The following is a 14,074-nucleotide window of genomic DNA, read 5'->3' as shown; positions in this document are numbered from 1 at the left end:
AAAAAATCCACGATTGTTCACGATGGTACCCTTTCGAGCGCAGTGAGCGCTCCAATTGTGCAATGCAACATAGATAGTCGTGCGTGGCCGGTGCTCAAAGGGGGATCACTGCATGGGCGCCATGCATTTGGCGCAGCGCTGCGGACTCGGAGCCTTGCCGTCATGCACGACGGGCTTGAAACGAGGACCACGATCGTCTATATCAGCTTCAAATTCTTGGTCGGTATGACGAAGAGTGGGTCCACCCGGTCCCGCTCTTTTTTATTACCTGCCGACCAACAGGGATCGAGCGACAGGACCGAATGACAGTGATGGCAAGCGAAGGCGACGATCGCATCATCCGCGAAAGCGGCATCGATGCGCGCATCGCGCTGATCGTTCAGCCGGTACTGCGCGCCATTGGCTTCCGCTTGGTACGTGTGCACCTGTCGGGCCAGAACGGGCTGACGCTGCAGATCATGGCCGAGCGCGAGGACGGCACCATGACGGTCGAGGATTGTGAAGAGGTCAGCCGGGCGGTGTCGCCGGCGCTCGATGTCGATGATCCGATCGAGAAGGCTTATCATCTCGAAGTGTCGTCGCCGGGCATCGACCGGCCGCTGGTCCGCAAATCGGACTTTGCAGCCTGGGCCGGCCATCTGGTGAAGATGGAGACGTCTGTTCTCGTCGCCGACCGCAAGCGCTTCAAGGGCAAGATCGCCGAAAGCGACGCGGACGGTGTGGTGATCGAGCGCGACAAGGCCGCTTACGGCGAGGAGCCGACGGTGCGTGTTCCCTACGATGCGATTGCCGAAGCGCGGCTGGTTCTGACCGACGATCTTATCCGCGATGCACTGTCGAAGGACAACCGGGCGCGCAAGGAAGCCAGGAAACGCCGCGGCGAACCCGAAGACGCACCAGCGGGTGCGGAAGACGAAACCGAACAGGAAATGTGATTGGGCTGCCGGCGGTAAGGTCGGCGACAAGCTCGGGAGAAAGAAGATGGTTGTAAGCGCCAACAGGCTTGAACTGCTGCAGATCGCCGATGCGGTCGCGCGTGAAAAGTCGATCGACAAGTCGATCGTCATCGCCGCCATGGCCGATGCGATCCAGAAGGCCGCGCGCTCGCGCTACGGCCAGGAAACCAATATCCGGGCGGATATCAATCCGAATACCGGCGAGATGAAGCTGCAGCGGCTGATGGAAGTGGTCGAGAAGGTCGACGACTACGCGACCCAGATTGCCATTTCCTCGGCGCGCGAGCGAAATCCGGACGCCCAGCTCGGCGATTTCATCGCCGAACAGCTGCCGCCGATGGATTTCGGCCGTATCGCCGCCCAGTCGGCCAAGCAGGTCATCGTGCAGAAGGTGCGCGAGGCCGAGCGCGACCGGCAATATGACGAATACAAGGACCGTATCGGCGAGATCGTCAACGGCACCGTCAAGCGCGTCGAATACGGCAATGTCATCGTCGATCTCGGCCGCGGCGAGGCGATCATCCGCCGCGACGAGCTGATTCCGCGCGAAAACTACAAGTATGGCGATCGCGTCCGTGCCTATGTCTATGACGTGCGCCGCGAACAGCGCGGCCCGCAGATCTTCCTGTCGCGCACCCATCCGCAGTTCATGGCGAAGCTGTTCACCATGGAAGTGCCGGAAATCTACGACGGCATCATCGAGATCAAGTCGGTCGCCCGCGATCCGGGTTCGCGCGCCAAGATCGCTGTCATCTCGCGCGACAGCTCCATCGATCCGGTCGGTGCCTGCGTCGGTATGCGCGGCAGCCGCGTCCAGGCGGTCGTCGGTGAATTGCAGGGCGAGAAGATCGACATCATTCCGTGGTCGCCTTCGGCGGCGTCCTTCATTGTCAATGCATTGCAGCCGGCGGAAGTCGCCAAGGTCGTGCTCGACGAGGATGCCGAGCGCATCGAGGTCGTCGTTCCCGACGATCAGTTGTCGCTGGCCATTGGCCGCCGCGGCCAGAACGTCCGTCTTGCCTCGCAGCTCACCGGCTGGGATATCGACATCCTGACCGAGCAGGAAGAGAGCGAACGCCGCCAGAAGGAATTCGTCGAACGGTCGTCGCTGTTCATGGAAGCCCTCGACGTCGACGAGATGGTCGGCCAGGTGCTCGCCTCCGAAGGCTTCACCAGCGTCGAGGAAGTCGCGTATGTCGATTCCGGCGAAATCGCGTCGATCGACGGCTTCGACGAGGACACTGCTTCGGAAATCCAGACCCGCGCCCGCGAATATCTGGAGAAGATCGAAGCCGAGCACGACGAGAAGCGCAAGGCCCTCGGCGTCAAGGACGAATTGCGCGAGATTCCCGGCATCACCACCGCCATGATGGTGACGCTCGGCGAGGACGGCGTGAAGACGATCGAGGATTTCGCCGGCTACGCCGCCGACGACCTGACCGGTTGGAAAGAACGCAAGGACGGCGAGACGAAGGTATTCCCGGGTGTGCTCGCCAACCATGGCGTATCACGCGCCGATGCCGAGCAGATGGTCCTGGCGGCTCGCCTGAAGGCTGGCTGGATCACCGAAGACGAGCTTGCCGCCGAGGGCGTGCCGGCTGACGAAACCGTCGGTGCGTGAGGTGAAACCGCATCGCACCGAACCCGCCCTTGGACGAGATGAACGATCGCACCTGCATCGTCACCCGCAGGCAAGCCGAACCGGATGAACTGATCCGTTTCGTCGTCGGCCCGGATTCGGCCGTCGTTCCGGACATCAAGAGAAACCTGCCCGGCCGCGGTTGCTGGGTGACGGCCGACCGCCTACATATAGACAAGGCAGCGGCGAAAAACCTGTTTGCCCGTGCTTTCAAGGCGCAGGTGAGTGTGCCAGCCGATCTTGGCGGTATGGTCGACGCGCTGCTTTCCAGGTCCGCTCTGGGCATGCTTGGCTTGGCCCGCAAGGCGGGCGCCATAGCGCTCGGAGCGACCAAGGTCGAGAGCGCCGTGCGCGGCGGACTTGCACTTTTCGTGCTCCACGCGACCGAGGCTTCCGACGATGGCGTCCGCAAGATAAGCCAGGCGCGACGGGCAACGGTCCACCTCGGCGGGCCTGCGATCCGCGCTTACAAACTTTTCTCCGAGGCCGAGTTGAGCTTGGCATTGGGGGGTACAAATGTGATACATGCTGCCGTTCTCGCGGGAGACGCGGGCAGGGCGGTCCAGAAGCGCATGGTTGCGCTCGACCGATATCGGGGCGGTTCCCCGGACGATCTGGCAATGCTTGCGGCCGTTGCTGACGAAGATGATGCCGCAGAGGATATGGAATGAGCGATACGAAATCGGGCGACGACAAGACGCTGAGTGTTACGCCGAAGAAGACCTTGACGCTGAAGCGCCCCGGTATGGAACAGGGCACGGTGCGCCAGAACTTCTCGCATGGCCGCACCAAGTCGGTGGTCGTCGAGACCAAGAAGCGCAAGTTCTCGCTGCCTGGCGACAAGCCGGAGCCGGCGGCAGCGCCTGTGTCCGTTTTCACGCCGAAGCCGGTCGCGGCAGCGCCTGCCGTGCAGGAAGCTCCCAAGGCGCCGCCGCCTCCTCCGCCGCTCGAACGCGGCGGCATGGTGCTGAACGAGTTGTCGCGCCAGGAAATGGAAGCACGCCGCCGGGCTCTCGAGGGCTCGAAGGTCCGCGACGTCGAGGATCGCCAGCGCGCCATCGAGGAGGCCAAGCGCCGCAGCGAGGACGAAGAGCGCCGCCGCCGCGAGCGCGAGGAATCGGCTCGCCGTCAGGCCGAGGAAGAGGCACGGCTGCAAGCCGAGGCCGAATCCCGCCGCCGTGCCGAGGAAGAGGCGCGCCGCCGCGCGCCGCTCGCCGCCGAACTGGCGACAGTCGATGACGAGGAAGAGGTCAAGCCGAAGCGGACCGGTGCCGGTGCACCAGTGCGCCGTCTGGTCACGCCCGAAGTGGCGCGTCCTGCCAAGCCGACCAAGGGCGAGGAAGACCGCCGCCGCGGCAAGCTGACGCTAAATTCGGCTCTTTCCGACGAGGATGCGCGCGCCCGCTCGCTCTCGTCGATGCGCCGTCGTCAGGAGAAATTCAAGCGCGCGTTGCATAACGAGCCACGCGAGAAAGTCATGCGTGAAGTGATCCTGCCCGAAACCATCACCATCCAGGAGCTGGCGCAGCGCATGTCCGAGCGCGCTGTCGACGTGGTCAAGTTCTTCATGAAGCAGGGCCAGATCCTGAAGCCTGGAGACGTCATCGACGCCGACACGGCCGAACTGGTCGCCACCGAATTTGGCCACACGGTCCGCCGCGTCGCCGAGTCCGACATCGAAGAGGGCTTGTTCAACATCGCCGATCGTCCGGAGGACCTGCAGCCGCGTCCGCCGGTGGTAACGATCATGGGCCATGTCGATCACGGCAAGACCTCGTTGCTCGATGCCATCCGCAATGCCAACGTCGTGTCCGGCGAAGCCGGCGGCATTACCCAGCATATCGGCGCTTATCAGGTCGAGAAGAACGGTCACAAGATCACGTTCATAGACACGCCCGGCCACGCCGCCTTCACGGCGATGCGTGCCCGCGGCGCCCAGGCGACCGATATCGCCATCCTCGTGGTGGCAGCCGACGACAGCGTCATGCCGCAGACGATCGAATCGATCAATCACGCCAAGGCGGCCGGCGTTCCGATAATCGTGGCGATCAACAAGATCGACAAGCATGACGCCGATCCGCAGAAGGTGCGCTCGGAACTGCTGCGCCACGAGGTGTTCGTCGAATCGATGGGCGGCGAGGTACTGGATGTCGAGGTGTCGGCGACCAAGGGTATCAATCTCGACAAGTTGCTCGAAGCGATCCTGCTGCAGGCCGAAATCCTCGACCTGAAGGCCAATCCGGACCGCACCGCCGAAGGCGTGGTCATCGAAGCCCAGCTCGACAAGGGCCGCGGCCCAGTTGCTACCGTGCTGGTGCAGACCGGCACATTGATGCCGGGCGACATTCTCGTCGCCGGCAACGAATGGGGCCGGGTACGCGCGCTCGTCAACGATCGCGGCGAGCAGGTCAAGGAAGCGCCGCCGGCAATGCCGGTGGAAGTCCTCGGTCTGCAAGGTACGCCGCTGGCCGGCGACCGTTTCGCCGTTGTCAACAACGAAGCCCGCGCCCGCGAGATCACCGAATATCGCCAGCGTCTGGCGCGTGAGAAGGCGGTGGCCAGGCATGCCGGCCAGCGCGGCTCGCTTGAACAGATGATGTCGCAATTGCAGACAAGCGGATTGAAGGAATTCCCGCTGGTCATCAAGGGCGACGTGCAGGGCTCGATCGAGGCGATCAATGCGGCGCTCGACAATCTCGGCACCGACGAGGTGCGCGCCCGCATCGTCCATGCCGGGGCCGGCGGCATCACCGAAAGCGACGTGTCGCTGGCGGAAACTTCCGGGGCTGCGATCATCGGCTTCAACGTTCGCGCCAACGCGCAGGCCCGCGCAGCCGCGGCTGCGGCAGGCATCGAGATCCGCTACTATTCGATCATCTACAATCTGGTCGATGATGTGAAAGCGGCGCTCTCCGGCCTGCTCTCGCCGGAGCGTCGTGAGACCTTCATCGGCAATGCCGAGATCCTCGAGATCTTCGACATCACCAAGGTCGGCAAGATCGCCGGCTGCCGTGTCACCGAAGGCAAGGTCGAGCGTGGTGCGGGCGTGCGCCTGATCCGCGACAATGTCGTCATCCACGAAGGCACGCTGAAGACCCTGAAGCGCTTCAAGGACGAGGTTTCGGAAGTTCCGGCCGGCCAGGAATGCGGCATGGCCTTCCAGAACTACGAGGACATGCGCGCCGGCGACGTCATCGAGTGCTTCCGCGTCGAGATGGTGACCAGGACGCTGTAGTGTCGGCATATGGAGCAAGAACGAAGCCTTGAGTACCGCTTTGTTCTGTCTCCTGCCGATTTTTCAGGGGTCTACTCAAGGGCGCGGAGCGAAAGTCGTCTCGGCGCCCTGAGACGGTTGTTTTACTGCTTTCTCGTTGGCATTCCGCTTGTGCTTGCCACAAACTATCTCGACGGCTCCGGTGCTTTGGCCGGAGTCGCGGGAGTCGTGGGCATGATGACCATTGTCACGGGTATCATGATCAATCTCGGCCCCATTCTGGCGAGGCGAGTCGAGGTTGCTCATTTCGAGCCTGAACCCACCATGATCCGAGTGGATGTCGCCGGCATCTCAAAGCGTGCCGCAGATACAGAGATCCACATCGGATGGAAATCCGTAAGCCGAGTTACTCTGACCGAATTCGGCATCGGTTTTGTGACGCAAGAGGGTGGCTGGTTTATTCCGATGAGTGCATTTGGGTCCGAGAGCGATTTGAAAGCCGAATACGACAGGATCGTTTCGTTTATGGTCTCATTACAGGCCGGCCCGGAGACAGAGCATTCACTGCCGCGCGCCTTACATTAGCTGAGGTGCGGGTTCCTTGGGGTAGCCAAGCCGGATCAACGGCGCTAAGTCAACCGTTTGAGGCGGTTCGAACCCGCACTGAGAGAAGAGATTTTCATGCCAAGACCATCAACAGCTGGCCCATCCCAGCGCATGCTGCGCGTCGGCGAGCAGGTGCGCCATGCGCTGTCCGAGACCTTGCAGCGCGGCGAAATTCTCGATCCGCTGATCGAGAATGCCGTGGTCTCGGTTTCCGAAGTGCGTATGTCGCCCGATCTGAAGATCGCCACCGCCTTCGTCTCGCCGCTTGGCGCCAAGGATGCCGGCGTGGTGGTCGAAGCGCTCAACAAGCATGCGAAGTTCGTCCGCGGCCGTGTCTCCGGCGCGCTGCGGCAGATGAAGTACATGCCGGAATTCCGCTTCCGGCTCGACACCAGCTACGACAATTTCCAGAAGATCAACGAATTGCTGCACTCGCCCGAAGTGGCGCGCGATATCAGCGCCGGCGACAAAGACAAAGACGACCGGAAGGATAGCGAATAGTGGTGCGTCGCGGCAAGAAGAAGGGCCGGCCGATCTCGGGCTGGCTGGTACTGGACAAGCCGGTCGGCATGGGCTCGACCGAAGCCGTGTCCAAGATCAAATGGCTGTTCCAGGCGGAAAAGGCCGGCCACGCCGGCACGCTCGACCCGCTCGCGTCCGGCATGCTGCCGATCGCGCTCGGCGAAGCGACCAAGACCGTGCCTTACGTCCAGGACGGCGCCAAGGTCTACCGCTTCACGGTTGCCTGGGGCGAGGAGCGTTCGACCGACGACCTCGAAGGCCCGGCGACCAAAAGCTCGGACCGCCGTCCGGCGGAAGCCGACGTGCTGGCGCTGCTTTCGAAATATACCGGCGTCATCATGCAGACGCCGCCGCAATTTTCGGCGATCAAGATCGCCGGCGAGCGCGCTTATGACCTTGCCCGCGATGGCGAGACGGTCGACATTCCGGCACGCGAGGTCGAGATCGGCCGGCTCGACCTGGTCGAGCATATGGTCGATCGCACCATCTTCGAGGTCGAATGCGGCAAGGGCACCTATGTCCGCTCGCTGGCGCGCGACATGGGCCGCGACCTCGGCTGTTTCGGCCACATCGCTGAGCTGCGGCGGGTCGAGGTCGAGCCGTTCACGCAGGAAGATTTCGTTACCCTGGCCGAGTTGGAAGCCGCCCGCTTCGGCGAGCAGGGCGAGCTGCAAGCAGCAGACGCCACGATCGACTTCGGTGCCATCGATGCACTTCTGGTCGACACCGCCGCCGCGCTCGAATGCCTGCCGCAGGTCGCGATCAGCGATGATGCGGCAACCAAAATCCGCCTCGGCAATCCGGTCATCATTCGCGGCCGTGATGCGCCGGTAGAAGCGGAGGAGGCTTGCGCCACCGCGCGCGGCAAGTTGGTCGCCATCGGCGTTATCGAGCAAGGCATGTTCAAGCCAAAGCGGGTCTTTATCGGGTAACAGCTGTCGCCCGGCGCATGATCTCCAAACCGGATTCTATTTTGGGAAACGATCATGCGTTAAATCAACGGGGCTACGGTGCCGTTTGCCGTCCGAAAGGATGCGCTGCGCTGTAGTGCCGTTCGACGCTGCACTCGAGGGGGCACATGGCAAAGGCTGACACGGTCAACAAACGAGCGGCGCTCAAAACACGGAGGCCGCCGGTCGGGGCTTCGCCGGGCACGCTGATCGCCGACCCGGCGGCGCGCCGCTCCGAGCTCAGGCTGACGTTGATCTCGCCCGAGAAGTTCAAGACGATCGACAATGCCAGCATCGACGACGTCAACACCCATTGCCACAATTGGCCGGTCATCTGGCTCGACTGCACAGGCCTCGCCAATATCCAGCTGATCGAGGAGATCGGCCGGATTTTCAACCTGCATCCGCTGGCGCTGGAAGACGTCGTCAACACCGGTCAGCGGCCGAAGGTGGATTTCTTCGAGGACCACGCCTTTGTCGTCGTCAGGATGATCGACGACGTCACCGCGCACCGTTACGAACAGATCGCCGTCTTCTTCGGCAAGACCTTCGTCGTCACCTTCCAGGAGCGCGAAGGCGACCCGTTCGATCCCGTGCGCAAGCGGATCGCAAGCTCGGTGCCCAACCGCTTGCGCTCGCGCGGCGCCGACTATCTCGCCTATGCTTTGATCGACGCCATCGTCGACAGCTATTTCCCGCCGATCGAGGCTGCTGGCGAATTGGTCGACAGCATCGAGGACCAGATGCTGCACCAGGCGCACAAGCACCAGATGCGGCAGCTTCACGAATTGCGGCGCGATGCCAATGTGCTGAAGGGCGTGCTTTGGCCGATGCGCGATGCGCTGGCGACCATGATCCGCAACGACGTGCCCTATGTGAAGGCCGAAACCAAGATATTCCTGAACGACACGCTCGATCATTCGCTGCGATTGATCGAACTGGTCGAAACCCAGCGCGACATGCTGACCGGCCTGATCGAGATGCACTTGTCGCTCAGCCAGGCGCGCACCAACGACGTCATCAGCTATCTGACGATCGTCTCGGTGATCTTCATGCCGCTTACCTTTCTCGTCGGCGTATGGGGCATGAATTTCGACCCCGACACCTCGCCCTGGAACATGCCGGAGCTGAAGGCCTATTACGGCTATCCCCTGTCGCTCGCCTTCATGGCGCTTGTTGCGGTCGGGCTCTTTGCGTACTTCAAATGGAAGAAATGGCTCTGACTAGGCGGAAGTGCCCGTTTATGCAGCAAAAAGCCGGCTTGTGAATTAGGCTGGCCTTTTTGTCGGAATTGCACTATATGCGCCGCAGCTTCGCGCTTTGACGCGTTGCTTGCACCGGCCCCTGCTGGACGACATCCCGGCTGAGGGCGTCCCGTTTCCTCAAACAGACAAGGAAAAACACGATGTCGATTACTGCCGAACGCAAGAAGGAATTGATGGGCGAATTCGCAACCGCCAAGGGCGATACCGGGTCTCCGGAAGTTCAGGTGGCCATCCTTTCCGAGCGCATCAAGAACCTGACCGATCATTTCAAGGACCACAAGAAGGATAACCATTCCCGCCGTGGTCTGCTCGCTCTCGTTTCCCAGCGCCGCAGCCTGCTTGATTATCTCAAGCGCAAGGACGACGCGCGCTATCAGACGCTGATCGAGAAGCTCGGTCTGCGCCGTTGACGAATTGACCGGCGGGTTCTTTCGAGAGCCCGCCGGTCGCGCATTGGAGCACCGGATCATCCAAGGCTCCAATGAAGAAAGCAGAGCGCCGCGCACCGGTTTGGCTGCGCAAAGGACGCTCTGAAGTTTTAGATTTGCGCAGGATACTTTCCGAAAACCTGGTTTTCGGGTCCACGCGCAAGGCCAGTCGGATCGATTGGCCAACCCGGTTTCGAACAGCAGAGGGCCACTCGAAACCGCCCATGGACGGTCATGGGGCAGGATTGCAGGACGCTCGTGCGGCACCGCGCCGAATAGCCGAGCTTCCCGTTGTCTTGCCCGTGGCTGCCCGAGAAAGGAAGCCAAGGGAAAGGGGCATCCGCGCACGCTGAAACGGCGCGGCCCTTTCCGCATACGAAGGACAAGACATGTTCAATTACCACAAAGTGGAAATCGAATGGGGCGGCCGCCCGCTCATTCTCGAAACCGGCAAGATCGCGCGTCAGGCTGATGGCGCGGTGCTGGCCACCTACGGCGAAACCAAGGTTCTCGCCACCGTCGTCTCGATGAAGGAGCCGAAACCCGGCCTCGATTTCTTCCCGCTGACGGTCAACTACCAGGAAAAGACCTACGCCGCAGGCAAGATCCCGGGTGGCTATTTCAAGCGGGAAGGCCGTCCGAGCGAGAAGGAAACGCTGGTTTCCCGCCTGATCGACCGCCCGATCCGCCCGCTCTTCGCCGAAGGCTACAAGAACGACACCCAGATCGTCGTCACTGTCGTCCAGCACGATCTCGAAAATGATCCGGACATCCTGTCGATCGTCGCCACCTCCGCCGCTCTGACCTTGTCCGGCGTGCCGTTCATGGGCCCGGTCGGCGGCGCCCGCGTCGGCTACATCAACGGCGAATACGTGCTCAACCCGCACGTCGACGAGATGCAGGAATCGAAGCTCGACCTGGTCGTCGCCGGCACCGCCGACGCCGTGCTGATGGTCGAGTCCGAAGCCAAGGAACTCGGCGAGGACCTTATGCTCGGCGCCGTCATGTTCGGCCACAGGGGCTTCCAGCCGGTGATCGACGCGATCATCAAGCTGGCTGAAGTCGCGGCCAAGGACCCGCGCGACTTCACCGCGCCGGACTATTCCGCACTTGAAGCCGAGATGCTCAAGATCGTCGAAGGCGAGCTTCGCGACGCCTACAAGATCACCGACAAGCAGAAGCGCTATGCCGCCGTCGACGCCGTCAAGGCGAAGGTCAAGGCCGCGTTCGCGCCGGCAGAAGGCGAAGAGGCCAAATACACGTCCGAACAGATCGGCACCGTGTTCAAGGAGCTCCAGGCCAAGGTCGTGCGCTGGAACATCCTCGACACCGGCTCGCGCATCGACGGCCGCGACCTGAAGACGGTCCGCAAGATCGTCTCGGAAGTCGGCGTCCTGCCGCGCACGCACGGCTCGGCGTTGTTCACCCGTGGCGAGACCCAGGCACTGGTCGTCGCCACGCTCGGCACCGGCGAGGACGAGCAGTATGTCGATTCGCTGACCGGCATGTACAAGGAGAAGTTCCTCCTGCACTACAACTTCCCTCCCTATTCGGTCGGTGAAACCGGCCGCATGGGTTCGCCGGGCCGCCGCGAAATCGGTCACGGCAAGCTCGCCTGGCGCGCCATCCGGCCGATGCTGCCGACCGCCGACCAGTTCCCCTATACGTTGCGCGTCGTTTCGGAGATCACCGAGTCCAACGGTTCGTCATCGATGGCTACCGTCTGCGGCACCTCGCTGGCGCTGATGGATGCCGGCGTGCCACTGGCCAAGCCGGTCGCCGGTATTGCAATGGGCCTGATCAAGGAAGGCGAGCGCTTCGCCGTGCTCTCCGACATTCTTGGCGACGAGGACCACCTCGGCGACATGGACTTCAAGGTTGCCGGCACCGCCTACGGCATCACCTCGCTGCAGATGGACATCAAGATCGAGGGCATCACCGAGGAGATCATGAAGATCGCCCTCGACCAGGCCAAGGAAGGCCGTCAGCACATTCTTGGCGAAATGGCCCATGCGCTGTCCGGCGCGCGTGCCGAGCTCGGCGAGTTCGCACCGCGCATCGAGGTCATGCACATTCCGACCGACAAGATCCGCGATGTGATCGGCTCGGGCGGCAAGGTCATCCGCGAAATCGTCGAAAAGACCGGTGCCAAGATCAACATTGAGGATGACGGCACGGTCAAGATCGCTTCGGCCAACGCCAAGGAGATCGAGGCGGCGAAGAAGTGGATCCACACCATCGTCGCTGAGCCGGAAGTCGGGGAGATCTACGAAGGCACGGTCGTCAAGACCGCCGACTTCGGCGCTTTCGTCAACTTCTTCGGCCCGCGCGACGGTCTCGTCCACATCTCGCAGCTCGCCAATGATCGTGTCGCCAAGACCTCCGATGTCGTCAAGGAAGGCGACAAGGTCTGGGTCAAGCTGATGGGCTTCGACGAGCGCGGCAAGGTCCGCCTGTCGATGAAGGTCGTCGACCAGGCCACCGGCAAGGAAATCGCTCGCGACAAAAAGAGCGAAGGCGAAGAAAACGCCGCCTAAGCTGATCTAACTATGCAATCGAAGCGGGCGCGCCGGAAGGTCGCGCCCGTTTGCATTCAACAACAGCCTTGCAGTTCAAGAGTGGTGAATGTCCGCCGAGCCGCTGAAGACGCTTTTCCATCCTTTCGTGGCAGGGGCTGTGTCCCTGCCACGAAAGGATGAATGCATTCTCTTTCTCGGTGCCGAGCCCGGCTTTCGCTTACCCGCAGGCTTTGATGCCAAGCTTCATCTCGTCCAAGGCTTCAGACCGCATTTTCGTGCCTTGCAGGCATCCGGCTTCACTGTCACGCCGCAGGTCGAAGGCGAGGCTTTCGACGCGGCATTTGTGCTCGCCGGCCGCCATCGCGGCCAAAACGAGTTGCGCGTCGCCGAAGCGGTCGAACGCGTGGCACCAGGCGGGTTGATCGTCGTCGCCGGCGGCAAGGACGATGGCATCGCCAGCCTGCGCAAGCATGTCGGCGCCCTTGTGCCGCTCGAAGGCCACCTGCCGAAGCATCACGGCATTGCCTTCTGGTTTCGCCGGCCGACCGATACCGTTGCCGCGGCAACGCTTCGCGCCGCCAATCCGGACTTGGTGGTCGAGGACCACTTCCGCACGGCCCCAGGCATGTTTTCCTTCGACAAGATCGATGGGGGATCGAAGCTGCTGGTCGAAAATCTGGCCAACGATCTGCGTGGCAGTGTTGCGGATTTCTGTGCCGGTTGGGGCTATGTCGCTGCCGAGGTCGCCGCCCGCTCACCCGGCATATCGGCGCTTGACCTTTACGAAGCGGATTTCGAGGCGCTGGAGGCGGCCAAAACCAATGTCGGCAACACAGGCGTGGAGCCGCGTTTCTTCTGGACAGATCTTTTGAGCGAACCGGTCGAGCGCCGCTACGATGTGGTCGTCATGAACCCGCCCTTTCACCGCAGCCGGGCGACTGAGCCGGAAATCGGTGCCGGTATGATCCGCGCGGCAGGCAAAGCGCTGAAGCTGGGCGGCCGGTTGTTCATGGTGGCAAACCGTCAGCTTCCCTACGAACCGGTGCTGGCGGCCGCCTTCTCCAGCCATGCGGAGCTCGCCCGCGACGGCATGTTTAAGGTCTTCTCGGCGCGACGCTGACACGCTGCGGGCAAGCCGGCGACGCGTCGCTCGCGCTATTCCCGTCCGGCGTCGGTCTGCTTCAACTCGTCAAGCGTCGGCATGGACACGATGTGATAGCCGGAATCGACATAGTGGATTTCGCCGGTGACGCCGGACGACAGGTCGGACAGCAAATAGAGCGCGGAGCCGCCGACTTCGTCGATCGTCACCGTACGGCGTAGCGGCGAGTTGCGCTGCTGGTAGGAGAACATGTGGCGTGCGTCGGAAATCCCGGCGCCCGCAAGCGTCCGTACCGGTCCCGCCGATATGCCGTTCACCCTGATGCCGCGCGGGCCGTAGTCGTTGGCTAGATAGCGGACGCTGGCCTCCAGCCCGGCCTTGGCAACACCCATGACGTTGTAGTTCGGCATGACGCGAACCGAACCCGCATAAGTCAGCGTGATCATCGAACCGCCGTCCTTCATCAACGTGGCGGCGTGGCGGGCAACCTCGGTGAAGGAATAGCAGGAGATCACCATGGTGCGGATGAAATTGTCGCGGCTGGTATCGGCGTAGAGGCCTTTCAGCTCGTTCTTGTCGGAAAAGCCGATGGCGTGGACGATGAAGTCCAGCCCACCCCATGCCTTGCCCAAGGTCTCGAAAGTTGCGGCGACCGATGCGCTGTCCTCGACGTCGCAAGGCACGACCAGCGATGCGCCCAGCTTCTCGGCGAGCGGCTTGACCCGGCGTCCGAAGGCGTCGCCCTGATAGGTGAAGGCGAGTTCCGCGCCATGTTCGGACAGTTTGCGGGCGATACCCCAGGCAATGGAATGATCGTTGGCGACACCCATGACAAGCCCGCGCTTGCCCTTCATCAATCCGTCCATGGTCGGC

The 14,074-nt window shown here is 62.4% G+C and carries 12 protein-coding genes; 11 read left to right on the top strand and 1 reads right to left on the bottom strand.

Annotated elements, in window-relative coordinates:
- The first annotated feature begins 302 nt into the window (after positions 1-302).
- The 11 genes from rimP to NKH17_RS02255 all read left to right on the top strand — a co-directional run bounded on the left by rimP (position 303) and on the right by NKH17_RS02255 (position 13,219).
- Positions 303-935 carry a ribosome maturation factor RimP gene (gene rimP, locus NKH17_RS02305; RefSeq protein WP_352898581.1) on the top strand — a complete coding sequence of 211 codons (633 nt, stop codon included), beginning with the start codon at positions 303-305 and terminating at the stop codon, positions 933-935.
- 46 nt (positions 936-981) lie between these two features.
- Positions 982-2,577, top strand: coding sequence for a transcription termination factor NusA (gene nusA, locus NKH17_RS02300; RefSeq protein WP_023719563.1), 1,596 nt, complete (start codon positions 982-984; stop codon positions 2,575-2,577).
- 38 nt (positions 2,578-2,615) lie between these two features.
- Positions 2,616-3,266, top strand: coding sequence for an RNA-binding protein (locus NKH17_RS02295; RefSeq protein ID WP_352644408.1), 651 nt, complete (start codon positions 2,616-2,618; stop codon positions 3,264-3,266).
- Entirely contained in the window at positions 3,263-5,830 is a 2,568-nt protein-coding gene (infB, locus tag NKH17_RS02290) for a translation initiation factor IF-2 (protein WP_352970006.1), read from the top strand. Before NKH17_RS02295 ends, infB begins: the two co-directional genes overlap by 4 nt.
- 213 nt (positions 5,831-6,043) lie before the next feature.
- Positions 6,044-6,394: a hypothetical protein gene (locus NKH17_RS02285; protein ID WP_352898576.1), complete on the top strand. Its 351-nt coding sequence runs from the start codon at positions 6,044-6,046 to the stop codon at positions 6,392-6,394.
- A gap of 96 nt (positions 6,395-6,490) precedes the next feature.
- Positions 6,491-6,916, top strand: coding sequence for a 30S ribosome-binding factor RbfA (gene rbfA / locus NKH17_RS02280; protein WP_352898574.1), 426 nt, complete (start codon positions 6,491-6,493; stop codon positions 6,914-6,916).
- A complete protein-coding gene (gene truB, locus NKH17_RS02275) occupies positions 6,916-7,869 on the top strand; it encodes a tRNA pseudouridine(55) synthase TruB (protein ID WP_352898573.1) in 954 nt (317 codons plus the stop codon). The genes rbfA and truB overlap by 1 nt, the downstream gene beginning before the upstream one ends.
- 146 nt (positions 7,870-8,015) lie before the next feature.
- Positions 8,016-9,110, top strand: coding sequence for a magnesium/cobalt transporter CorA (gene corA / locus NKH17_RS02270; RefSeq protein WP_254816272.1), 1,095 nt, complete (start codon positions 8,016-8,018; stop codon positions 9,108-9,110).
- Positions 9,111-9,250: 140 nt separating this feature from the next.
- The gene (gene rpsO, locus NKH17_RS02265; protein ID WP_280940423.1) at positions 9,251-9,562 is read left to right on the top strand and encodes a 30S ribosomal protein S15; all 312 of its coding nucleotides are present in this window, start codon (positions 9,251-9,253) and stop codon (positions 9,560-9,562) included.
- Between the two features lie 407 nt (positions 9,563-9,969).
- The gene (gene pnp / locus NKH17_RS02260) at positions 9,970-12,117 is read left to right on the top strand and encodes a polyribonucleotide nucleotidyltransferase (protein ID WP_254816273.1); all 2,148 of its coding nucleotides are present in this window, start codon (positions 9,970-9,972) and stop codon (positions 12,115-12,117) included.
- Positions 12,118-12,205: 88 nt separating this feature from the next.
- Positions 12,206-13,219 carry a class I SAM-dependent methyltransferase gene (locus NKH17_RS02255; RefSeq protein ID WP_352898570.1) on the top strand — a complete coding sequence of 338 codons (1,014 nt, stop codon included), beginning with the start codon at positions 12,206-12,208 and terminating at the stop codon, positions 13,217-13,219.
- 35 nt (positions 13,220-13,254) lie between these two features.
- On the opposite strand, the gene fabI is transcribed toward NKH17_RS02255, so the two are convergent.
- Positions 13,255-14,067: an enoyl-ACP reductase FabI gene (gene fabI / locus NKH17_RS02250; RefSeq protein ID WP_254816275.1), complete on the bottom strand. Its 813-nt coding sequence runs from the start codon at positions 14,065-14,067 to the stop codon at positions 13,255-13,257.
- Between the last annotated feature and the right edge of the window lie 7 nt (positions 14,068-14,074).

The sequence above is a fragment of the Mesorhizobium sp. M1334 genome (assembly GCF_040317995.1).
Taxonomy (GTDB): Bacteria; Pseudomonadota; Alphaproteobacteria; order Rhizobiales; family Rhizobiaceae; genus Mesorhizobium.
This window is presented reverse-complemented; position numbering and strand designations above follow the sequence as displayed.